The following is a 21,016-nucleotide window of genomic DNA, read 5'->3' on the forward strand; positions in this document are numbered from 1 at the left end:
ACGAGTGCGCCCCGCGTGTCGCCATGCTGGGCGGGACCTTCGACCCCGTCCATCTTGGCCATCTGCGCAGCGCCGTGGAGCTGCACGAGGCGCTGGGGCTCGATCGGGTGCACATGATTCCCGCGGCCCAGCCGCCGCTGCGCGGACAGCCGCACATCACCCCCGAAGAGCGCCTGGCGCTGCTGCGCCTGGGCATCGGCGACACCCCGGGGCTTGTCGCCGATCCGCGCGAGCTCGAGCGCGAGGGGCCGTCCTACAGCGCCGATACCCTGGCCACGCTGCGTCGCGACTATGGGCCCGAGGCGCGGCTGGTCATGGCGCTGGGCCACGATGCCTTCCTGCGGCTGGCCGACTGGCGTGCGCCCGAGCGTCTGTTCGCGCTGGCGCATCTGGTGGTGGTGGATCGCCCGGATCACGACGATGCGCTGCCCGAGGCGCTCGCCTCGCTGATCGACGGCCGCGAGGTCGATGATGCCGAGGCGCTGATGGCCTCGCCGTGCGGCGGACTGCTGCGCCTGCGGCTGCCGTCGCGGATGGCGATCTCGGCCACCGAGCTGCGTCGGCGTCTGGCCGAGGGGCTCAGCGTGCGCTATCTGCTGCCCGAGGCGGTCGAGGAACGAATTCTCTCCGCGGGACTCTATCGTCGCTAGCCGCTGGCGGCCCGGCACAAAAAAACGTGGTCGAGCCGCCATCGGGCGCTGCCAGGCCGGGCCCGAGCCGGTACAATGGTGGCGTGATCATTTTTGCCTAGAGGGGCTGATACGAAGGGTATGCACATCGACGCACTCAAGACGCTGGTGCTCAACGCACTGGAGGAGCTCAAGGCTCAGGACATCACCGTCATCGACGTTTCCTCCCTGACCAGCGTGACCGACCTGATGGTGGTCGCCAGCGGTACCTCCAACCGCCACCTGGCGGCGCTGTCCAACAAGCTGATCCAGACCGTGAAGGAAGAGGGCGTGACGCCGCTGGGCGTCGAGGGCGAGAGCGGTGCCGACTGGGTGCTGGTCGACCTCGGCGACATGGTGGTGCATCTGATGATGCCCGAGACCCGGGCACTCTATGATCTGGAACGCCTGTGGGCCGACCTGCCGAGCGACGGCCAGGCGCTGGAGGAAGAAGAGCGGGCCCACGGCGCTTCATGAAGGTACGACTGCTGGCCGTCGGTACCAAGATGCCCGACTGGGTGACCAGGGGCGTCGAGGAGTACCGCAAGCGCCTGCCCCGGGACTTCGTCCTCGAGGTCGAGGAGATCGCGCCCGGAGCGCGCGGCAAGAACGCCGATACCCGCCGCGCCATCGCCCAGGAATCCGAGCGCCTGCGCGCCCGGCTGAAGGGCGACGAGCATCTGGTGGCCCTCGAGGTGGGCGGCAAGACCTGGAGCACCGAGCAGCTCGCTCGCCAGGCCGAGGACTGGCGCCTCGGCGGGCGTGACGTGGTGCTGCTGGTGGGCGGTCCCGACGGGCTCGACCCGGCGCTGTCCGCCAGTGCCGACCAGCGCTGGTCGCTGTCGCCGCTGACCCTGCCGCATCCGCTGGTGCGCATCCTGCTGGCCGAGCAGCTCTATCGGGCCTGGACCCTGATGGTCGGCCATCCCTACCATCGCTGAGGCTCGAGGTCTTCGCCAAGCATGCGTCAGCCACGTGACACCCTGAAGAACCCCGAACACGAACTGCGGATCTTCCGCCTGCGCTCGTTGCTGGCGGTGGTGATCGTGCTGGCGCTCAGCGGCCTGCTGGCCGGGCGCCTGTTCTACCTGCAGGTCGTCCAGCACGAGAAGTACAGCACCCGTTCGGAGAAGAACCGCGTACGGGTCGAGCCGCTGCCGCCGACCCGCGGGCTGATCTACGACCGCAACGGCGAGCTGCTGGCCGAGAACCGGCCCACCTACAATCTGACCCTGGTGCGCGAGCGGGTCGACGATCTGGACCAGACCCTGGCGCTGCTGGTCGATCTGCTCGACCTGCCCGCGGATCAGGTCGAGGCCTTCCGCGAGCGCTCGCGCCAGCGCCAGCGCCCCTATCAGCCGGCGCTTTTGATGAGCGATCTCGACGAGGCGCAGATCGCCCGGCTGGCGGTCAATCGCCACCGGCTGCCCGGGGTCGAGGTCGAGGCCCAGCTGCTGCGTTACTACCCGGACGCCGAGGCCATGTCGCACGTGCTCGGCTATGTCGGCCGGATCAACACCGAGGAGCTGCAGCGGGTCGACGGCGGCAACTACGCCGGCACCCACTTCATCGGCAAGACCGGCGTCGAGCGCTTCTACGAGGACACGCTGCACGGCCAGGCCGGGCTGCGCAAGGTCGAGACCAACGCCCGTGGCCGAGTGCTGCGCGAGCTCGGCCACACCGACCCGGTGCCCGGCGAGAACCTGACGCTGACCCTGGACAAGGGGCTGCAGCACCTCGCCGTGGACCTGCTCGACGGCCGCCGCGGCGCCATCGTGGCGATCGCGCCGCAGACCGGCGAGATCCTGGCCATGGCCTCGGTGCCCGGCTTCGACACCAACCAGTTCGTGACCGGCATCGACGTGTCGTCCTATCGCGCGCTGCAGCAGGACATCGACCTGCCGCTGTTCAACCGCGCCATCCGCGGCAGCTATCCCGCGGGTTCCACCATCAAGCCGTTCATGGCCATCACCGGGCTGCGCAACGGCGAGATCACCCCCGACGAGGTGATCTATGATCCCGGCTACTACCAGCTGCCCAACGATTCGCGCCGCTATCGCAACTGGCTGCGCTGGGGGCACGGGCGGGTGGATCTCGAGCGCGCGCTCGAGGTCTCCAACAACACCTATTTCTATTCCCTGGCCCATGAGCTGGGCATCGACCGCATCCACGACAGCCTGACCCAGTTCGGCTTCGGCACCCGGGTGGCCGCCGACGTCTACGGTCAGAGCACGGGGCTTTTGCCGTCGCGGGACTGGAAGCGGGCGCGCTTCGACCAGCCCTGGTACCCCGGCGAGACGCTGTCGGTGGGCATCGGCCAGGGCTATCTGCAGATCACGCCTCTGCAGCTGGCCTCGGCCACCGCGACGCTGGCCAACCGCGGCCACTGGGTCAAGCCGCGCCTGGTTCACGAGACCGGCGACGAGCCGATGCTGCTCGAGCTGCCCGACACGCCGCCGGATGTCGAGCTCGAGCGTACCGAGTGGTGGGAAGACGTCATCTCCGGCATGGAGCAGGTGCTGTCCGGCAACGAAGGCACCGCTCGGCGCGCCGGGGCCGGGCTCGAATATCGCATGGCCGGCAAGTCCGGTACCGCCCAGGTGTTCTCGCTGGGGCAGGATCAGCGCTACAACGCCAACGAGCTCAAGGAGCGGCTGCGCGACCACGCCCTGTTCATGGCCTTCGCGCCGGTGGAGGACCCGCAGATCGCGGTGTCGGTGATCATCGAGAACGCCGGCGGCGGCAGCAGCCACGCCGCGGCACCGGCCCGCGCCATGACCGACTACTGGATGCTCGAGCGCGATCACGGCGAGCTCCCGCCGGAAGCGGCGGCCGACGAGACCGGCGAGGCGGACGGCGCCGAGGGAGAGGCATGATGGCCATGGTCGACGTCCTGCTTCGACGCCCGTATCCGGTCAAGCAGACCGCGAGCGGCATGTCCCGCAAGCGCAGTCTTTGGGAGCGCATTCACCTGGATCCCTGGCTGCTCGGGCTGCTGCTGACGCTGATGTCGGCCGGCCTGGTGGTGCTCTACAGCGCCGGCGGCCAGGGCATGCAGCTGGTCACCGCCCAGGCGATCCGCTTCGGCGTCGCCCTGGCGGGCATGGTGATCATCGCCCAGTTCACGCCCGCCACGTTGCTGCGCTGGGCGCTGCCGGCCTATCTGGCGGGCATGATGATGCTGATCGCGGTGGAGATCATGGGCGACATGGGCATGGGCGCCCAGCGCTGGCTGGTGATTCCCGGTGTGGTGCGCTTCCAGCCCTCCGAGATGATGAAGCTGGCGGTACCGATGATGGTGGCCGCCTGGCTGAGCCGCCGCGAGCTGCCACCGCGCTGGCAGGACCTGCTGGTCTGCGCGCTGCTGATCGGCGCGCCGGTGCTGCTGATCGCCCGCCAGCCCGACCTCGGCACCTCGCTGCTGGTGGCCATGGCGGCGGTGTTCGTGATCCTGCTGGCCGGGCTGTCCTGGCGCATCATCGGGCTGCTGGGGGCGCTGGCCGCTGCGGCGCTGCCGCTGCTGTGGATGAGCATGCACGACTACCAGCGACAGCGGGTGCTGACCTTCCTCGACCCGGAGAGCGATCCGCTCGGCGCCGGCTGGAACATCATCCAGTCGACCACCGCCATCGGCAGCGGCGGGCTGTGGGGCAAGGGCTGGCTGCACGGCACCCAGTCGCAGCTGGAGTTCCTGCCCGAGAGCCATACCGACTTCATCGTCGCGGTGCTTGGCGAGGAGTTCGGCATGATCGGCATGCTGGTCTTCCTGCTGCTGTACCTGCTGATCGTGTGCCGCGGACTGTGGCTCGCCGGCGCCGCGCAGGAGTCCTTCGGGCGGCTGCTGGCGGGCAGCATCATCCTGACCTTCTTCATCTATGTGTTCGTCAACATCGGCATGGTCAGTGGCATTCTGCCGGTGGTCGGGGTGCCGCTGCCGCTGGTCAGCTACGGCGGGACCTCCAGCGTGACCTTGCTGGCCGGTTTCGGTATTCTCATGGCCATTCATTCGCACCGCCGCCTGCTGCCGCGCTAGCGCGGCGAGCGGGCCGATCGACTCAGGGAGAGCAGCATGACGGTGACGATGTCGCGACACGGACGCCGCTGGTTGGGCCTGGCCCTCGGCGGCCTGCTGGCGGGGCTGTCCGCCGGCGTTTCGGCGGCGGATTTCGACCCCGGGCAGGGCAAGGTCCGGGCGCTGGTGGACGAGGTCGCCGAGCGCGGCGTCGACCGCGGCTGGCTCGTGCAGGCCATGGGCCGCGCCGAGTTCCGCGAGGAGGTGCTCGACGCCATGTCCGGTGCCGCCGAGCACCGCCTGGTGTGGCACGACTACCGCGATATCTTCCTCGGCGAGGAGCGCATCCAGCAGGGCGTCGACTTCATCGACGCCCATCGCGAGGCCTTCGAGCGTGCCGAGGCCGAGTACGGCGTGCCGCCGGAGATCGTCGCCGCCATCCTCGGCGTCGAGACCCGCTACGGCAGGATTACCGGCGATCATCGGGTGCTCGATTCGCTGTCGACCCTGGCCTTCAACCATCCTCGGCGCGGTGACTTCTTCCGCGGCGAGCTCGCCGCCTTCCTCGAGATCGCCTACCGCCAGGAGGTGGCACCGGAGAGCATCGAGGGCTCCTACGCCGGTGCCATGGGCTATCCGCAGTTCATCCCGACCAGCTATCGCGCCTACGCGGTGGACTTCGACGACGACGGTCATCGCAACCTCTGGACCGATCCCGTGGACGCCATCGGCAGCATCGCCAACTACTTCGCCGAGCACCGCTGGCAGCCGGGGGCGCCGATCTATCACGAGGCCGAGGGGCCGAGCGCGCTGCCTGACGGCATCACCTTCAATGCCGCGCGGCCGCCGAGCACCACCGTGGGCGAGCTGGCCGCGGTGGGCATCGACAGCGAGGCCGGGCTTGCCGCCGACACCGAGGTGGTGCCGCTGGCGCTGGAGCTGGAAGACGGCAGCCTGCGCTACCGCTTCGGGCGCGACAACTTCTATGTCATCACCCGCTACAACCACAGCTATCTCTACGCCATGGCCGTGACCGAGCTGGCCGAGGCCATCGCCGAGGCCGAGGGTCGCCAGGCCGACTGGTTCACCGCGACCGCCGCCGACCCGGAGGAACGCCCATGAGAGCCTGGTGGATCCCGCTGCTGGCCACGCTCGTCCTGGCCGGCTGTGCCGGCGGCGGTGGCACGGCCCCCGTGTCGTCCGCCGGCGTCGACGACGATGATTCGAGCGGCGGCGGGCGCTACGCCATGAGCAGCGACGCCTATCCCGAGGAGCCGCCCGACGTCAGCCAGGTGCCGGATGCGGTGCCGCGCATCGAGCCGCGCTCGCGCGCCGGCAACCGCTCGACCTACGAGGTGTGGGGCAAGACCTATCACGTGCTGGATGACGCCACCGGCTACGAGCGCCGCGGCACCGCGTCCTGGTACGGCGAGAAGTTCCAGGGCTATGCCACGTCCAACGGCGAGATCTACGACATGTACAAGATGAGCGCCGCTCATCGCTCGCTGCCGCTGCCGAGCTTCGCCCGGGTCACCAATCTCGACAACGGCCGCTCGGTGATCGTGCGCGTCAACGACCGCGGGCCCTTCCACAGCGAGCGCGAGATCGATCTCTCCTACGCCGCGGCGGCGCGCCTCGACATCCTCGATCACGGCACCGGCCGGGTGAAGGTCGAGGCGATCGATCCCGCCGACTGGCAGGCGCAGCATGGCGGCGCCGACGATGATGCCCGCGCCCGGCCCGTGGCCGCCAGCGACGGCGCGGGGGCGGCGCCGGAGGGCGCCGTCTACCTGCAGGTGGCGGCGCTGGGTTCTGTCGCAGGGGCCGATGCGCTCAAGGCGAGGCTGCAGGACGCGCTCTCACGCCCGGTGCGGGTGGCGTCCGACGCCGGCCTGCATCGCGTTCAGGTCGGCCCGCTGGCCGGCCGAGCCCAGATCGACCCGGTGCGCGGCGAGTTGCGCCGGGCCGGTTTCGACGAAGCCTTTGTCGTCGATACCAGGGCCGACTGAGTCGGCCCCGAATCTTCCCGATGTTCCCGAAGAGACTGTCCTTCATGAAACCCCTGAGCACCACCACGCTACGCCGGCTGCTGCCGTTACTGTTGATCTGTCTGTCGCTGGTATCCTCGCCGCTGCTGGCGCAGGTGCCCCAGCCCGATACCACCGCCGCGATTCCGCGCACGGTGATTCCGTCGCCGCCGCGGCTGGCGGCCAGCTCCTGGATTCTGATGGATGCCGACAGCGGCCGGGTGCTGGCGCAGCACAACCCCGACCAGCGGCTGCCTCCGGCCAGCCTGACCAAGCTGATGACCGCCTACCTGGTCGAGCGTGAGCTGGAGACCGGCAACATCTCGCCGAACGACCTGGTGCCGATCAGCGAGAAGGCCTGGCGTACCGGTGGCTCCAAGATGTTCGTCGAGGTCGGCGACCAGGTGCCGGTCAGCGAGCTCCTGCACGGCATCGTCATCGTCTCCGGCAACGATGCCAGCGTGGCCATGGCCGAGTATCTGGCCGGGGGCACCGAGCCCTTCGCCGATCTCATGAACCAGCACGCCGCGCAGCTGGGCATGACCAACACCCACTACGAGAATCCGACCGGCCTGCCGCACGACAACCACTATTCCTCGGCGCGCGACCTGTCGATCCTGGCCCAGCACATCATCAACGACTATCCGGATCACTACCGGATGTACGAGCAGAAGCACTTCACCTACGGCGGGATCGAGCAGCCGAACCGCAACCTGCTGCTGTGGCGGGATGCCAGCGTCGACGGCCTCAAGACCGGCTGGACCGAAGCCGCCGGCTACTGCCTGGTGGCGTCCGCCGAGCGCGACGACATGCGTCTGATCTCGGTGGTGATGGGCACCGACTCCAAGGAGGCCCGGGCCCAGGAGTCCCAGAAGCTGCTCAGCTACGGCTTCCGCTACTTCGAGACCCTCAAGCTCTATGACCAGGGCGCCGTGCTCAACACCCCGCGGGTGTGGGGCGGCGATCGCAACGCGCTCAAGGTCGGCGTGGACGAGGACGTCTTCATGACCGTGCCGCGCAACCGCGACCAGGAGCTGACCGCCAAGCTGGATATCCGCTCCGATATCACCGCCCCGATCGCCGCCGGCGAGCAGGTGGGCACCATGGAAGTGCGCCTCGGCGACGAGGTGGTGGGGCAGCGCCCGCTGCTGGCGCTGGAGCCGGTCGAGGAGGGCGGCTTCTTCAAGCGCATCTTCGACAAGGTGCAGCGTTTCTTCATCAATCTGGTGGGCGGCTTCTTCGACTGAGCGGGTCACCTTGGTGGGCGGGCGCGGGTCGCGTAGAATAAAGGGTCGACACGCTTTCAGACGGTTGACGGATGAGCAACAAGACCCTGCGCGACCTGCGCCAGCCCAGCACCACCGCCTCCGGCGGCGAGCCCCCCAAGATCGAATTCCCCTGCGACTATCCGGTCAAGGTCGTGGGCGATGCCGCCGAGGACTTCACCGCGTTGGTGTGCCAGGTGGTGACCCGCCACGATCCCGAATTCGATGCCAACGCCATCCAGGTCGTGCCGAGCCGCAACGGGCGTTTCGTCTCGGTGCGCATCACCCTGCGCGCCACCGGCGAGGCCCAGCTCCAGGCGCTGTTCGCCGAGCTCAAGGCCTGCGAGCGCGTGCACATGGTGCTATGAGATGGATCCGCTGACGCTGCATCGCCTCGGTCGGCGCCCCTACGAGCCGGTGTGGCGGTCGATGAGCGAGCTGACCGATACCCGCGATGCCGACACCCCGGACCAGATGTGGCTGGTCGAGCACGACCCGGTGTTCACCCAGGGGCGTGCCGGCAAGCCCGAGCATCTGCTGATGCCCGGGGACATCCCGGTGGTGCAGACCGACCGCGGCGGCCAGGTCACCTATCATGGCCCGGGGCAGGTGGTGCTCTATCCGCTGCTGGACGTGCGGCGCGCCGGCATCGGGGTGCGCGAGCTGGTCAGTGCACTGGAGAATGCCGCCATCGCGCTGCTGGCCGGGTACGGCATCGAGGCCCGTGCCCGTCCTGACGCACCTGGCGTCTACGTCGGCGAGGCCAAGATCGCCTCGCTGGGGCTGCGTATCCGGCGCGGGGCGAGCTTCCACGGCATCGCCCTGAACGTCGATGGCGATCTCTCGCCCTTCGGGCGCATCAACCCCTGCGGCTACGCCGGCCTGGCGATGACCCGGGTGGCCGATCTGATGGATGATGCGCCGTCGGTGTCGGACGTCGGCGAGGCGCTCGCCGCCTGTCTGGCCCGCGAGCTGGGTCGCGAACTGGTCGACGCCGCGGGATAGCGCCGAGCGCCGAGCTACAAGCGCCGAGCTACAAGAAACCCCCGAAGGTTAAGCCTTCGGGGGTTTCTTTTGCTCTGGGCGATTTCAGGCTGCCGACTTTCAGCTTTCAGCTTTCAGCTTTCAGCTTTCAGCTTTCAGCTTGCCTCAGCTGACGTTGCGGGCGGGGATGATGTTCGGGTCGGCTTCCTGGCCGGGCACCTCGACGGGGGAGGCGAGCTCCAGGCCCAGGTTGTTGTTCTCGAACACCCGGTCGGCGCGATAGCTGGAGCGCACCAGCGGGCCGGACGGCACCTCCATGAAGCCCTTCTCGAGGCCCTTCTGGCGATAGCGCTCGAACTCCTCGGGGGTGACCCAGCGCTCCACCGGCAGGTGGTTGCGGGTCGGGCGCAGGTACTGGCCGAGGGTGACGATGTCGACGCCGATCTCGCGCAGGTCGTCGAAGGTCTGCATGATCTCTTCCTCGGTCTCGCCGAGGCCGACCATCAGGCTGGTCTTGGTGATCACGTCCGGGCGGTGGCGCTTGACGTGGGCCAGCACGTCGAGGGTCTTGCGGTAGCCGGCGCGGGGGTCGCGCACGCGGCGGGTCAGGCGCTCCACGGTCTCGACGTTCTGGGCGAACACCTCGAGGCCGGAGTCCACCACCTTCTCGATGGCGCTGGGCGCGCCGTCGAAGTCCGGCGTCAGGGCCTCCACCGCGACCTCGGGCGTGCGGGCCTTGATGGCGCGGATGCAGTCGGCATAGTGGCCGGCACCGCCGTCGGGCAGGTCGTCGCGGTCCACCGAGGTGAGCACGATGTAGCGCAGGGCCATCAGCTCCACCGACTTGGCGGTGTTCTCGGGCTCCTCGGGGTCCAGCCAGCCCTTGGGGTTGCCGGTGTCGACGGCGCAGAAGCGGCAGGCGCGGGTGCACACCGAGCCCATCAGCATGATGGTGGCGGTGCCGTTGCTCCAGCACTCGCCCATGTTGGGGCAGTGGGACTCGGCGCACACGGTGCTCAGCCGATGCTCGGCCACGTTCTTCTTCACGGCGTCGAAGCGCTCGCCGCCGGGGATCTGGGCCCGCAGCCACTTGGGCTTGCGGCCCAGTTCCGGGCTGTCCTCGGCCTGCTGGCGCGCCTTCATGCCATCCTTGATGGCCGTGGCGCCGTGTTCGTTGCGGTATTTCTCGCCGCTGGACACTGACTTGCTGGTGTTGTCGCTCATGAGCTGGCGTTTCTCCACTCGGCGGCCGGTCGCCGCGCGTCTCGCCCTCGGGCGGCCGGTGGTGCTGTCTAGGATCTGTCTATCCAGAATCTCGGGCGCTTAAATTACCATATTTGCTGTCCGGCTGGACAGGCGCCTCAGGGGAGGGCGCTGGGCAGGCAGGCCACGCCGTGGCTGGGCAGGGGCGCGGGGCCGGCGGCGAAATGGTGCTGCCACTCGTCCAGATGACGGCGCACGAAGCGCAGGAACAGCTCGGTGACCGGGGTGGGAAAGCGCTCGCGATGATAGACGGTGCACCAGGAATGGCGCAGCGGGAAGCCGGGCAGGCCGAGGGTGGCCAGCAGCCCGGCCTCGAGCTCCAGGCGCACCGCCAGGCGTGGCAGCACGGCCACGCCGAGCTGGGCCATCACGCCCTGCTTGACCGCCTCGTTGGTGCCCATCTCGATGGCGTGATCGAGGCGCACGTCCTGGTCGGCGGCCAGCTCCTCCAGCGCGCCGCGCACCCCGGAGCCGGGCTCGCGCATCAGCAGATAGTGGCGCGCGAGATCCTCGAGCGTCGGGCGCTGTGCCTCGAGCAGTGGATGGCCCGGCCACACCACCGGGATCATCTCGTTGTCGAGGATCGGCATGAACTCCAGGGCGTCGTCGTCCGGCACCCGGGCCATGATCACCAGATCGTCGCGGCGCTCGGCCAGACGCTCCAGGGCCTGGCTGCGGTTGCACACCCGCAACCGGATCTGGACGTTGGGATACTGGGCGCGAAAGCGGGCCAGCAGGTGCGGCACCACGTACTGGGCGGTGGACACCGCGGCCAGGTTGAGCTCGCCGGTGATGGTGCCCTCGAGGTCGGACAGGCTCATCTGCAGCCGCGACACCTGGCCGAAGATCGCCTGGGTCGAGGCGGCCAGGGCGTCGGCGGCGGGCAGGGCGTGCAGGGTGCGCCCGGCATACTTGAACAGCGGATGGCCGAGGGCCTGCTCGAGCTGGCGGATCTGGGCGCTGACCGCCGGCTGGGTCAGGCCCAGCGCCTCCGCCGCCCGGGAATAGGACTGGCGCTCGTGGACGGCGCGGAATACCTGGAGCTGGCGAAAGGTCAGGCGATTGAGCAGCTTGGGCGTGGTCATGGATCATCCGTAGCGGCGGCGCGGAAGCGTCCGGCAGGGCCTCTTCATGCTAGCATCTCGGCGGTGCCCGCCGGTAATGTCCGACATTCGGCGCCGCGGGCGGGCGCCTGCCCACGGCCGTGTCCGGCGCCGTCATCATCAGCCTGTGGAATCCGCTCATGTCCTCTTCGTTCTCTCTTCCTCGTCGACCGCTGGTGGTGGGCCATGGCGTGGCCGCCCTGCGGCTGCGTCAGGCCGCCCGGGAACTCGGCATCATGGCGCACAGCGCCGAGGGCGAGCCCGCCGCGCTGGTGGCCAGGGCGCGAGCGTTGGACTGCGATGCCCTGCATCCCGGCGAGGCGGCGCCGTCTCGTCAGCTCGCCCTGGCCCGGGCCTGTCGCGCGGCCGGGATGCGCTTTCTCGGTCAGGGCACAACGCTGCTCGCCACCATGGCCGACGAGGCGGCCATGCGCCGGCTGATGCAGGAGGCCGGGCTGCCGCTGTCGGCCGAAGTGTCCGGCCCCCTGGTGAGCGTTTCGCTGCTGGCCGACGGCGCGGGGCGAGTGGTGCATCTGGCGCCGCGCCAGACGCTGCCCGACGGTGCATCGCTGGCGCCACTGCCGTGGCTGACGCCGGAGCGCAGTGCTTATCTGGGGCGGTTGGCCGGCCAGGCCGTGGCCGCGCTCGGGGCGACGGGGCTGGTCGAGGCGAGGTTTCGCGTATTCGACAATGCGGTGGGCTTCGATTCCCTGGTGCCCGGGCCGAACGGCGAGGAGGCCCTCGACGAGTCGCTGTTCGGCCTCGATCCGCTGGTGGCCCAGTGGCGCCTGTGGGGCGGCGAGCGCCTGGGTGAGCGCCAGAGCGGGCTGACCGCCCGTGGCCATGCCCGGCTGTGGCGGCTGATCCTGCCCGAGGAGGCGCGGCTCGATGGCGGTCCCGGCGTGCGACTGGACGGCGCCGGCTCCGGGGAGGAAGCGCGGCTGGTGGTGTGGGGGCGGCGCCACGAGGATCTGCAGGGGCGCGCCTGTCGTGTGCTGACCGCGCTGCTGGGCGAGGAGGGCGCGCGAGCGCACTGGCCCCTCGAGTAAGGTGGCTCTCGCCACGCGGCGGCGTGTGGGTTATATTGCGATGCAGCAAAGGCGGTTCGGCGCTGGAGGCGTGACCGCCTTTATCCCCATGGCGACCCATGGAGCGTCGATAATATGATTCCCCTCATGCCGACTCTGCCTCCCGCCCTGGCGTCCTGGATGGACCCCTTCGGCTTCGGCCGCGCCGCCGTCGATTACTGGCGCGACGGCCTGGAGCGCAGCACGCTTTACCTGGATGTCATGCGTCAGCGTGGCAACCAGTATCTGGAACACATCGAGCAGACCAAGCCCAACGTGCTCGGCTTCGAGTCCGAGGTCGTGCTCGACGGCCGCGACCTGCCGTGTCCCGTCAACTACGAGCTGATGCGCATCCTGCCTCCCGACGGCGTCGAGACCGATCCGCTGATGCGACCCTTCGTGGTCGTCGACCCGCGGGCCGGCCACGGGCCGGGCATCGGCGGCTTCAAGCCCGACAGCGAGCTCGGGGTGGCGCTGCGCGCCGGCCATCCCTGCTATTTCATCGGCTTTCTGCCTTACCCCGAACCCGGCCAGACGGTCGAGGACGTGGTCGAGGCCGAGGTGGCCTTCCTGCGCCACGTGATCTCGCTGCACCCGGACACCGCCGAGAAGCCGATGGTGGTGGGCAACTGCCAGGCCGGCTGGCAGATCATGATGGCCGCGGCGCTGGAACCCGATGTGTTCGGACCGATCCTGATCGCCGGCGCGCCGCTGTCCTACTGGGCCGGCCACCGCGGTCAGGCGCCGATGCGCTATACCGGCGGGATGACCGGCGGCAGCTGGGTCACCACGCTGCTCAGCGACCTGGGCGACGGCCTGTTCGACGGCGCCTGGCTGGTGCAGAACTTCGAGCGCCTGAACCCGGCCAACACCTGGTGGAGCAAGCAGTACCACCTTTATTCCCGCGTCGATACCGAGGCCGAGCGCTATCTGGACTTCGAACGCTGGTGGGGCGGTCACGTGGTGCTGGGCGGCCAGGAGATCCAGTACATCGTCGATAACCTGTTCGTCGGCAACCGCCTCTCCACCGCCCAGATGGTGACCGCCGACGGCCGGCGCATCGACCTGCGCAACCTGCGCTCGCCGGTGGTGGTGTTCTGCTCGCGGGGCGACGACATCACGCCGCCGCCCCAGGCCCTGGGCTGGGTGCAGGATCTCTACCAGGACAACGATGACCTGATCGCCAACGAGCAGACCATCGTCTACTGCGTGCACGACACCACCGGGCACCTGGGCATCTTCGTGTCGGGCAGCGTGTCGCGCAAGGAGCACGCCGAGTTCACCGCCAACATGGACTACATCGACGTGCTGCCGCCGGGGCTCTACGAGACCGCGATCTCGCGGGCCGAGGATCGCCCCGACGCCGAGCTGATCGAGCGCGATTACCTGCTCGAGTTCCAGCCGCGCAGCGTCGAGGAGCTGGATCACGAGATCCAGCACCGCGCCGACGACGAGCGGCGCTTCGCCACCGTGGCCCGTGTCTCCGAGATCAATCAGGGCCTCTATCGCGCCTTCCTGCAGCCCTGGGTGCAGGCGCTGGCCACGCCCGAGTCGGCTCACTGGATGCGCCGGATGCACCCCAATCGCCTGGGCTATCGGCTGCTCTCCGATCGCAATCCGCTGATGGTGCCGGTCCCGGTGCTGGCGGATCGGGTCCGCCACGATCGTCACGAGGTCGGCGATGACAACGTCTTCCGCGCCCTGGAGGGCGTGGTGTCGAGCCAGATCACTCATGCCCTGGAGGCCTGGCGCGAGTTTCGCGATCGCAGCCTCGAACGCTGGTTTCAGGACGTCTATGGCCAGCCGCTGCTGCAGCTGCTGGTCGGCCTCGGCGGCGACGCCCCGGTGCGCCGTCAGCCGGGCGCCGAGCCCGAGCAGCGTCGTTTCGTGCAACAGCGTCACGCGGCGATCCGTACCCGGGTCGCGCAGGGCGGCAGCCACGAGGCGGTGATGCGCTCGGTGATCTACGTGCTGGGCGGCGCGCCGGCCACCGACGGGCGCAACTTCCAGCGCCTGCGGGCCTCGCGGGCCGAGCTGGAGCCGGATGCCCGGCTGGCCGACTTCAAGCACCTGGTGCGCGAGCAGTTCTTCATCCTCGAGCAGGACCGCGAGCTGGCGCTGGAGGCGATCCCGACGCTGCTGGAAGGGCTCGCGGCCGACGAGATCGACGCCCATCTGGAGCACATCGACCACGTGCTGGCGGCCAGCGGCGAGCTCAGCGATCATGCCGCCAAGCGCTTCGCGCGCATTCGCGAGCTGTTCGAGAGCGCCCGCCCCGAGCCGACGCCACCGTCCACGCCCGACGAGACGCCGGAGGGAACGCCCGAGCAAGGCGGAGCGTCCGGATCGGCCCAGCCGGGTGCCGCTCGGTCCGACGCGCCATCGGCCTCTGAGACGCCCGCGTCATCGGCGTCGGCCCAGGCCGTCGAGACGCCTGCAGCGCCTGAAACGCCCAAGACGGGCCCGGCCGCCAGGAAGCCCGCTCCGGCCAGGAATGTCACTGCCAAGAGTGCTCCGGCCAAGAGCGCTCCGAGCAAGGCCGCGACGGCGTCCAAGGCGTCTTCGCCTTCCGAGGCTGCTTCGTCGGAGGCGTCCGCCAAGGCCGAGACATCGCCGGCGAAGTCCGGGGCGCGCCGCAGCGGCCCGCGTCAGACCGCCGCACGGCGACGCAAGCCGCCCGAGTCCAAGAGCTGACGTTCGCGAGCGTCGCGCACCGCGCCCCCGCCGGTCTCCCGGCGGGGGCGCCTGCGTTGGGGGCGGTGCTTGCCGAGCCGGGGGCGGCGGTCTAGGGTCAAAGGCCCGGCAACCCCGCGACTGGCGTGTTGGCTGGCGCTGGGGTAGGGTAAGCGCATTTTTCACCCGCCAGCGGGTGGCCGATTCCGTTCGACGCGGGTTCTCCCGCGCCTACAGACGTTTGGAGCACTATGGGCAAGTCTCTGGTCATCGTCGAGTCGCCGGCCAAGGCGAAGACGATCAACAAGTATCTCGGCAACGAGTTCATCGTGAAGTCGAGCGTGGGGCACATTCGTGACCTCCCGACCAGCGGCTCGGGCAAGGCGGCCTCGGATCCCAAGGAGCGTGCCCGGCAGGCCGCGGCGACCCGCAAGATGTCCGCCGAGGAGAAGGCCGAGTATCGCCAGCGCAAGTCCCACGAGCAGCTGATCCGGCGCATGGGCATCGACCCCGAGCATGACTGGGAAGCCAACTACGAGATCCTGCCCGGCAAGGAGAAGGTGGTCGCCGAGCTCAAGAAGCTCGCCGAGAAGGCCGATACTGTCTATCTCGCCACCGACCTGGACCGCGAGGGGGAAGCCATCGCCTGGCACCTTCGCGAGACCATCGGCGGCGACGAGTCGCGCTATCGGCGCGTGGTGTTCAACGAGATCACCAAGAACGCCATCCACGAGGCCTTCGAGGATCCGGGCCAGCTGAACATGCCGCGGGTCGAGGCCCAGCAGGCGCGGCGCTTCCTGGACCGCGTGGTGGGCTTCATGCTCTCGCCGCTGCTGTGGGCGAAGATCGCTCGCGGGCTGTCCGCCGGCCGCGTGCAGTCGGTGGCCATGCGCCTGATCGTCGAGCGCGAGCGCGAGATCCGCGCCTTCGTGCCCGAGGAGTTCTGGGACGTCCACGCCGACCTCAAGCCGGCCGACGACCCCTCGGCCGAGCCGGTGCGCTTCGAGCTGGCGCGCCAGGACGGCAAGGCCTTCCGCCCGACCTCCGAGGCCGAGACCCTGGAGCGCATCGCGGCGCTGCGCCAGGCCGATCTGGCGATCACCTCCCGCGAGGACAAGCCGACCCGCTCCAAGCCCAATGCGCCCTTCATCACCTCGACCCTGCAGCAGGCCGCCAGCGGTCGCCTGGGCTTCTCGGTGAAGAAGACCATGACGCTGGCCCAGCGCCTCTACGAGGCGGGCTACATCACCTACATGCGGACCGACTCCACCAACCTCTCCCGCGAGGCGGTGGACGGCGTGCGCGACTTCATCGGCGAGGAATACGGCGAGCGCTACCTGCCCGAGGCGCCCAACCGCTACTCCAGCAAGGAGGGCGCCCAGGAGGCCCACGAGGCGATCCGTCCCTCCGAGGTCACCCGTCGCGCCACCGACCTGGCCGGCATGGAGCGTGACGCCGAGCGGCTCTACGAGCTGATCTGGCGTCAGTTCGTGGCCTGCCAGATGACCCCGGCCGAGTACCTCTCGACCACCCTGACCGTGGCCGCCGACGGCTACGAGCTCAAGGCCAAGGGCCGGGTGCTCAAGTTCGACGGCTACACCCGCGTGATGAAGCCCATGGGCCGCAAGGACGAGGACCAGTCGCTGCCCGATCTGGCCGAGGGCGCGGCGCTGACCCTCGAGTCGCTGGACCCGCAGCAGCATTTCACCAAGCCGCCGGCCCGCTACACCGAGGCCAGCCTGGTCAAGGAGCTGGAGAAGAAGGGCATCGGCCGGCCGTCGACCTACGCGGCGATCATCTCGACCATCCAGGACCGCGGCTACGTGGCGCTGGAGAACCGGCGCTTCTACGCCGAGAAGCTCGGCGACATCGTCACCGAACGGCTCAAGGAGTCGTTCCCGGACCTGATGGACTATTCCTTCACCGCGCGCATGGAGGACAGCCTCGACGAGGTGGCCGAGGGCGAGCGCCGCTGGCGCGAGCTGCTCGACGCCTTCTACGCCGAGTTCCGCGAGGAGCTCGACGAGGCCCAGAGCGAGGAGGGCATGCGTCCCAATCAGCCGGTGCCCACCGACATCGACTGCCCGAGCTGCGGGCGCAAGATGCAGATCCGCACCGCCTCGACGGGCGTGTTTCTGGGCTGCTCCGGCTACAACCTGCCGCCCAAGGAGCGCTGCAAGACCACCATCGATCTGCTGCCCGGCGACGAGGCGGTGGCCGCCGATGCCGACGAGGACGCCGAGACCGATGCGCTGCGCGCCAAGCACCGCTGCTCCAAGTGCGGCACGGCGATGGACAGCTACCTAATCGACGAGGATCGCAAGCTGCACGTCTGCGGCAACAGCCCGGACTGCGACGGCTACGAGGTCGAGCAGGGCAAGTTCCGCATCAAGGGCTACGAAGGCCCGACCATCGAGTGCGACAAGTGCGGCAGCGAGATGCAGCTCAAGTCCGGGCGCTTCGGCAAGTACTTCGGCTGCACCAGCGAGAGCTGCAAGAACACCCGCAAGCTGCTCAAGAACGGCGAGGTCGCGCCGCCCAAGATGGACCCGATCCCGATGCCGGAGCTGGCCTGCCAGAAGGTCGAGGACCACTACGTGCTGCGCGACGGGGCCAGCGGCCTGTTCCTGGCGGCCAGCAAGTTCCCCAAGAACCGCGAGACCCGTCCGCCGCTGGTGATCGAGCTCAAGGCGCACGCCGAGGAGCTGCCGGACAAGTACCGCTACCTGCTCGACGCGCCGGACGCCGATCCCGATGGTCGTCCGGCCCAGATCCGTTTCTCGCGCAAGGCCAAGGCGCAGTTCCTGATGACCGAGGACAACGGCAAGGCCACCGGCTGGAAGGCCACCTTCGACGACGGTAAATGGCAGGTGGAGGACAAGCGCAAGTGACCCCGAGAGCCCGTACCAATCAGCTGCTCTATCAGGCCGAGCTGCTGCTGACGACGCCCGCCGGCGATGACGAGCACGCCGAGGCACGCCGCATGGCCGGGGAAGAGGGGGCGCTGGCGATGCTCGAGCTGGCGCTGGAGTCGCTGCTGCGCGAGGTGACCGAGCATGCCCGCCTGGAGCGTCACGACTGGCGCGAGCTGCTGGCGGCGGACGGCAAGCCGCTGGCCGAGCTCGAGCGTCTGCGCAGCCTGGCCCGGCGACCGGACAGCTGGCTCGCGCGGCTGATCGCCCGCCTCGAGGCGCTGCATGCCAGCGACGGCGTGGCGCGTCGCGCCAGCGGCGCGGCCCAGGGCATCATCGCCGTGGGCAGCGCCGCTGCCCTGGGTGACGAGTTGCACGACGTCCTGGCGGCCGCCAAGCGCGAGATCGGCGAACTGCGTCAGACCAGCGAAGAGTGGTAACGACGGCCGCGGCGAGGCGTGGGATCCTGCCAGCGTCTAGCCGCGGTCGTTCCAGTGCCGCTGCATTTCCAGGAAGGTCAGCGACGCCGACCAGGTGATCAGCATGAAGCCGGTCAGTGACTCGGTGCCCATCAGGAAGCGCAGCGGGCCCTCGGGGAAGACGTCGCCGTAGCCGAGCGTGGTGAAGGTGATCGCCGAGAGATAGATGTAGTCCAGCCCGTTTTCCATCGGCGTCGTGCCGGCCACGGTGGCCGTCGTGGCGTCCGTCAGCCACCAGGCCGCCAGGCCGAACAGCCAGATCTCCAGCACGTGGGCGGCCAGCAGGCCGTACATCAGCCCCAGGAAGCGCCGCCGCCGCGACGGCGAGGTGCGCCGCATCATCCGGCTCAGCACGCTCGACGCCTCGAAGTGCAGCAGCACGCAGGCCGCCACCACCACCAGGGTGGTGCCCGCCACCAGCAGGTGGCCCCTGTCCAGCATCAGCTCGATCAATGGTCTCTCCTCGATACGCACGGCCGGTGGCGCGCTAACCGGTTGTCCGCGACGGCCGGGCTCGGTACCTCCGAATGACGTGCATCAAGCCGGCATGGTGCCCGTGTCGACTAGGATATCAGTAGCGGGAGCATGAAAACGGGATTCCCGCGGTCATCGTGTCTCTGGGGGTGTGCCATGCGTTTTCATCAGGTCAGAGAGTTGGTGCGTTGGGCGGCGGACTATCACGATCGACTCGATGAGGCCTACGTCGGGTGGGCCGCGCAGGAGAGTGTCGGCGAACGCCGACGAATGGCGCTGGACTATCTCGCCGATCACGAGCGTCGCATGCGGCGAGAGCTCGAGGCCTATCTCGACGAAGACAGCGAGCATAGGCGCGTGCTCGATACCTGGTTCGATGATCCCGAGGAGTTCCCTCATGCGCCGGTGCTCGAGCGCCTGCCCGAGGGTGATGACGGCGAGGATGTGGAGACGGTGTTGTCGACGGCGCTGACGATGCATCGCACGCTGCAGGATCTCTATCGGCAGCGTGTGGAGCGCGCCGGCAGTGATCCGGAGAGGGAGTTCTTCGAGGCGCTGGTGCAGGCCGAAGACGCCGAGGTGCGACGCCTGGTGCGGGATATCCAGCGGCTGGAAGCCTACTGAATCCGCCGCTGTTTCGGCCGTGTCGAGCGGAGAGGTTTCGGTTGTCGCTTGGGGGTGACAAGTCGGCCGGAGAAGGGGCGCGTCGGCAGGAAGAGGTCGGGTGTGGCGGTTGTCGCCTGACATCGGTGCCCAGATGCGATATAACGGCCTCCTCGTTTTCTGGCTACCGGCTTTCCCCATGACGCAACACCGAGAAGAGCGGCTCCGGCTGAGCCGGCGGCGTTTCGGCCTGCTGGCGCTGAGTCTGCCATTCTGGTCGGCCTCCGCCCCAGCGGCCACGCTGATGAACGACCTGCTGGCGCGGGCCAGCACGCCGCGCGCCCCCGATGAGCTGTGGGTGCTGGTCGATGACCACGAGGCTCGCCTGAGCGTCTTCCGCGGTGACAGGGCGGTGGAGCGCTTCTCGCCGATCTCCCTCGGTCGTGGTGGGGCCCGAGCGGAGCGTACCCGGGGCGATCGCGCGACGCCGCTGGGCGAATTTCGCGTCACGCGTTTCAACTATCAGAGCAAGTACCGCACCTTCGTCGGGCTGGATTACCCCACGCCGACGCATGCCCGCATGGCGCTGAATGCCGGGGTCTACAGCCAGCAGGACTACGACGACTACTTCAGCTACTACCGTCGCCACGGTACGCCGCCGCAGGATACGGTGCTGGGCGGCTACATCGGTATTCATGGCATCGGCGTGGCCGACCCCGAGATTCACCGACGCTTTCACTGGACCGATGGCTGTGTCGCGGTCACCGATCGGCAGATCGATACCCTGTCGTCGATGATCGACATTGGCACGCGGGTCGTCATCCGCTAGTCTTTATATGCGCTAAGGACGTTCTAGCCGGTGGGCGTGTGCTGTCGTGAAAAACGCCCAGCATTTGACGTCTCCGGTTCGCAGCAGGCATTGTTCCTGCATTAGAACCTGCGATAGCAGGACGCCTGGTTGTCAGGCATCACCAACGCAGTACCAAGGAAGACTCAAGGAGAACACCATGACTCTGAAGACTACTCTCAAGCTGTCCGCCGCTGCCGCCTCTCTCGCCGTTCTGGCCGGTTGCGCCTCTTCCGGCGCCCTGGAAGAAGTTCGCACCACTGCCGAATCTGCACAGGCCGACGCCGCGGAAGCTCGCAGCATCGCGACCCAGGCGCAGAACACCGCCAACCAGGCTCAGCGCGACGCTCAAGCGGCTCTGCAGATGTCTCAGCAGAACCGTGAAGAGATGAACCGCATGTTCGAGCGTTCCATGCGCAAGTAAGTCGGTAGCGGCAGGCCGGGCCTACCCGCCTGGTGATGCCACACCCGGGCCACCCCTCGCGAGAGGGGTGGCCTTTTTTGTGTCTCTGGCGCAATGCAGGACATCACGCCGGGAGTGCCACCCAGGCGCCCGACGACGCCGGCCGGGCCGGGGTGTCGCTCTTGTCGCGCCCCTGGCGGCGTCTATGGCCATGATGCGTGTAGGAGATATCATAC

20 protein-coding genes are annotated in these 21,016 nt (G+C 68.8%); 17 read left to right on the forward strand and 3 right to left on the reverse strand.

All coding sequences use genetic code 11. The annotated features are described in order from the left end of the window. The first annotated feature begins 23 nt into the window (after nt 1-23). The 10 genes from nadD (at nt 24) to lipB (ending at nt 8,977) form a co-directional block, all read left to right on the forward strand. On the forward strand, nt 24-650 hold the full coding sequence (gene nadD / locus ACGTNF_RS01865; RefSeq protein WP_394600533.1) for a nicotinate-nucleotide adenylyltransferase: 627 nt from the start codon (nt 24-26) through the stop codon (nt 648-650). A gap of 120 nt (nt 651-770) precedes the next feature. After that, the gene (rsfS, locus tag ACGTNF_RS01870) at nt 771-1,145 is read left to right on the forward strand and encodes a ribosome silencing factor (protein ID WP_016854557.1); all 375 of its coding nucleotides are present in this window, start codon (nt 771-773) and stop codon (nt 1,143-1,145) included. Next, nucleotides 1,142-1,609, forward strand: a complete 468-nt coding sequence (gene rlmH / locus ACGTNF_RS01875; protein ID WP_394600189.1) for a 23S rRNA (pseudouridine(1915)-N(3))-methyltransferase RlmH — start codon at nt 1,142-1,144, stop codon at nt 1,607-1,609. The genes rsfS and rlmH overlap by 4 nt, the downstream gene beginning before the upstream one ends. Before the next feature lie 21 nt (nt 1,610-1,630). Next, nucleotides 1,631-3,544 (forward strand): penicillin-binding protein 2, encoded by a 1,914-nt coding sequence (gene mrdA, locus ACGTNF_RS01880; protein WP_394600190.1) that lies wholly within the window; start codon nt 1,631-1,633, stop codon nt 3,542-3,544. Continuing rightward, a complete protein-coding gene (rodA, locus tag ACGTNF_RS01885; protein ID WP_394600534.1) occupies nt 3,544-4,701 on the forward strand; it encodes a rod shape-determining protein RodA in 1,158 nt (385 codons plus the stop codon). Before mrdA ends, rodA begins: the two co-directional genes overlap by 1 nt. A gap of 36 nt (nt 4,702-4,737) precedes the next feature. Then, nucleotides 4,738-5,802 carry a lytic murein transglycosylase B gene (mltB, locus tag ACGTNF_RS01890; RefSeq protein WP_394600191.1) on the forward strand — a complete coding sequence of 355 codons (1,065 nt, stop codon included), beginning with the start codon at nt 4,738-4,740 and terminating at the stop codon, nt 5,800-5,802. Next, nucleotides 5,799-6,689, forward strand: a complete 891-nt coding sequence (locus ACGTNF_RS01895) for a septal ring lytic transglycosylase RlpA family protein (protein WP_394600192.1) — start codon at nt 5,799-5,801, stop codon at nt 6,687-6,689. Before mltB ends, ACGTNF_RS01895 begins: the two co-directional genes overlap by 4 nt. Nucleotides 6,690-6,709: 20 nt before the next feature. Continuing rightward, nucleotides 6,710-7,954 carry a D-alanyl-D-alanine carboxypeptidase family protein gene (locus ACGTNF_RS01900; RefSeq protein ID WP_394600193.1) on the forward strand — a complete coding sequence of 415 codons (1,245 nt, stop codon included), beginning with the start codon at nt 6,710-6,712 and terminating at the stop codon, nt 7,952-7,954. 71 nt (nt 7,955-8,025) lie between these two features. Further along, nucleotides 8,026-8,340: an HP0495 family protein gene (locus ACGTNF_RS01905; protein WP_394600194.1), complete on the forward strand. Its 315-nt coding sequence runs from the start codon at nt 8,026-8,028 to the stop codon at nt 8,338-8,340. 1 nt (nt 8,341) lies between these two features. Next, nucleotides 8,342-8,977 (forward strand): lipoyl(octanoyl) transferase LipB, encoded by a 636-nt coding sequence (gene lipB / locus ACGTNF_RS01910; RefSeq protein WP_394600195.1) that lies wholly within the window; start codon nt 8,342-8,344, stop codon nt 8,975-8,977. A gap of 144 nt (nt 8,978-9,121) precedes the next feature. Here the strand turns inward: lipB and lipA are convergent, their stop codons facing one another. Together lipA and ACGTNF_RS01920 are read right to left on the reverse strand one after the other, a co-directional pair. After that, on the reverse strand, nt 9,122-10,180 hold the full coding sequence (gene lipA, locus ACGTNF_RS01915) for a lipoyl synthase (protein ID WP_394600196.1): 1,059 nt from the start codon (nt 10,178-10,180) through the stop codon (nt 9,122-9,124). A gap of 137 nt (nt 10,181-10,317) precedes the next feature. Next, nucleotides 10,318-11,304, reverse strand: coding sequence for a LysR family transcriptional regulator (locus ACGTNF_RS01920; protein WP_394600197.1), 987 nt, complete (start codon nt 11,302-11,304; stop codon nt 10,318-10,320). 158 nt (nt 11,305-11,462) lie between these two features. Here ACGTNF_RS01920 and ACGTNF_RS01925 point away from each other — a divergent pair, with 158 nt between their 5' ends. The 4 genes from ACGTNF_RS01925 (at nt 11,463) to ACGTNF_RS01940 (ending at nt 18,414) form a co-directional block, all read left to right on the forward strand. Then, entirely contained in the window at nt 11,463-12,371 is a 909-nt protein-coding gene (locus tag ACGTNF_RS01925; RefSeq protein WP_394600199.1) for an acetyl-CoA carboxylase biotin carboxylase subunit family protein, read from the forward strand. Nucleotides 12,372-12,485: 114 nt separating this feature from the next. After that, nucleotides 12,486-15,083, forward strand: a complete 2,598-nt coding sequence (locus ACGTNF_RS01930; protein ID WP_394600200.1) for a DUF3141 domain-containing protein — start codon at nt 12,486-12,488, stop codon at nt 15,081-15,083. A 230-nt stretch (nt 15,084-15,313) separates the two neighbouring features. After that, entirely contained in the window at nt 15,314-17,953 is a 2,640-nt protein-coding gene (gene topA, locus ACGTNF_RS01935; protein WP_394600201.1) for a type I DNA topoisomerase, read from the forward strand. Next, the gene (locus ACGTNF_RS01940) at nt 17,950-18,414 is read left to right on the forward strand and encodes a DUF6586 family protein (RefSeq protein WP_394600202.1); all 465 of its coding nucleotides are present in this window, start codon (nt 17,950-17,952) and stop codon (nt 18,412-18,414) included. The genes topA and ACGTNF_RS01940 overlap by 4 nt, the downstream gene beginning before the upstream one ends. Nucleotides 18,415-18,450: 36 nt before the next feature. Here the strand turns inward: ACGTNF_RS01940 and ACGTNF_RS01945 are convergent, their stop codons facing one another. Beyond that, nucleotides 18,451-18,906, reverse strand: a complete 456-nt coding sequence (locus ACGTNF_RS01945) for an ion channel (protein WP_394600203.1) — start codon at nt 18,904-18,906, stop codon at nt 18,451-18,453. A 291-nt stretch (nt 18,907-19,197) separates the two neighbouring features. Here ACGTNF_RS01945 and ACGTNF_RS01950 point away from each other — a divergent pair, with 291 nt between their 5' ends. From ACGTNF_RS01950 to ACGTNF_RS01960, 3 genes are all read left to right on the forward strand, one after another. Further along, complete coding sequence (locus ACGTNF_RS01950; protein ID WP_394600204.1) at nt 19,198-19,551, forward strand: 2-hydroxyacyl-CoA dehydratase; 354 nt, start codon at nt 19,198-19,200, stop codon at nt 19,549-19,551. Nucleotides 19,552-19,729: 178 nt separating this feature from the next. Then, complete coding sequence (locus ACGTNF_RS01955; RefSeq protein ID WP_394600205.1) at nt 19,730-20,359, forward strand: L,D-transpeptidase family protein; 630 nt, start codon at nt 19,730-19,732, stop codon at nt 20,357-20,359. A gap of 178 nt (nt 20,360-20,537) precedes the next feature. Next, nucleotides 20,538-20,801, forward strand: a complete 264-nt coding sequence (locus tag ACGTNF_RS01960; protein WP_394594062.1) for an Lpp/OprI family alanine-zipper lipoprotein — start codon at nt 20,538-20,540, stop codon at nt 20,799-20,801. The last annotated feature ends 215 nt before the right edge of the window (nt 20,802-21,016 follow it).

The sequence above is a fragment of the Halomonas sp. B23F22_10 genome, from assembly GCF_043496975.1.
In the GTDB taxonomy this organism is placed as follows: Bacteria; Pseudomonadota; Gammaproteobacteria; order Pseudomonadales; family Halomonadaceae; genus Halomonas; species Halomonas smyrnensis.

What these genes read in the sequence shown, in the direction of transcription:
- nadD (WP_394600533.1), top strand. Translation starts at nt 24, where the DNA reads ATGCTGGGCGGGACCTTCGACCCCGTCCATCTTGGCCATCTGCGCAGC.
- rsfS (WP_016854557.1), top strand. Translation starts at nt 771, where the DNA reads ATGCACATCGACGCACTCAAGACGCTGGTGCTCAACGCACTGGAGGAG.
- rlmH (WP_394600189.1), top strand. Translation starts at nt 1,142, where the DNA reads ATGAAGGTACGACTGCTGGCCGTCGGTACCAAGATGCCCGACTGGGTG.
- mrdA (WP_394600190.1), top strand. Translation starts at nt 1,631, where the DNA reads ATGCGTCAGCCACGTGACACCCTGAAGAACCCCGAACACGAACTGCGG.
- rodA (WP_394600534.1), top strand. Translation starts at nt 3,544, where the DNA reads ATGGCCATGGTCGACGTCCTGCTTCGACGCCCGTATCCGGTCAAGCAG.
- mltB (WP_394600191.1), top strand. Translation starts at nt 4,738, where the DNA reads ATGACGGTGACGATGTCGCGACACGGACGCCGCTGGTTGGGCCTGGCC.
- ACGTNF_RS01895 (WP_394600192.1), top strand. Translation starts at nt 5,799, where the DNA reads ATGAGAGCCTGGTGGATCCCGCTGCTGGCCACGCTCGTCCTGGCCGGC.
- ACGTNF_RS01900 (WP_394600193.1), top strand. Translation starts at nt 6,710, where the DNA reads ATGTTCCCGAAGAGACTGTCCTTCATGAAACCCCTGAGCACCACCACG.
- ACGTNF_RS01905 (WP_394600194.1), top strand. Translation starts at nt 8,026, where the DNA reads ATGAGCAACAAGACCCTGCGCGACCTGCGCCAGCCCAGCACCACCGCC.
- lipB (WP_394600195.1), top strand. Translation starts at nt 8,342, where the DNA reads ATGGATCCGCTGACGCTGCATCGCCTCGGTCGGCGCCCCTACGAGCCG.
- lipA (WP_394600196.1), bottom strand. Translation starts at nt 10,180, where the DNA reads ATGAGCGACAACACCAGCAAGTCAGTGTCCAGCGGCGAGAAATACCGC.
- ACGTNF_RS01920 (WP_394600197.1), bottom strand. Translation starts at nt 11,304, where the DNA reads ATGACCACGCCCAAGCTGCTCAATCGCCTGACCTTTCGCCAGCTCCAG.
- ACGTNF_RS01925 (WP_394600199.1), top strand. Translation starts at nt 11,463, where the DNA reads ATGTCCTCTTCGTTCTCTCTTCCTCGTCGACCGCTGGTGGTGGGCCAT.
- ACGTNF_RS01930 (WP_394600200.1), top strand. Translation starts at nt 12,486, where the DNA reads ATGATTCCCCTCATGCCGACTCTGCCTCCCGCCCTGGCGTCCTGGATG.
- topA (WP_394600201.1), top strand. Translation starts at nt 15,314, where the DNA reads ATGGGCAAGTCTCTGGTCATCGTCGAGTCGCCGGCCAAGGCGAAGACG.
- ACGTNF_RS01950 (WP_394600204.1), top strand. Translation starts at nt 19,198, where the DNA reads ATGGCGCTGGACTATCTCGCCGATCACGAGCGTCGCATGCGGCGAGAG.
- ACGTNF_RS01955 (WP_394600205.1), top strand. Translation starts at nt 19,730, where the DNA reads ATGACGCAACACCGAGAAGAGCGGCTCCGGCTGAGCCGGCGGCGTTTC.
- ACGTNF_RS01960 (WP_394594062.1), top strand. Translation starts at nt 20,538, where the DNA reads ATGACTCTGAAGACTACTCTCAAGCTGTCCGCCGCTGCCGCCTCTCTC.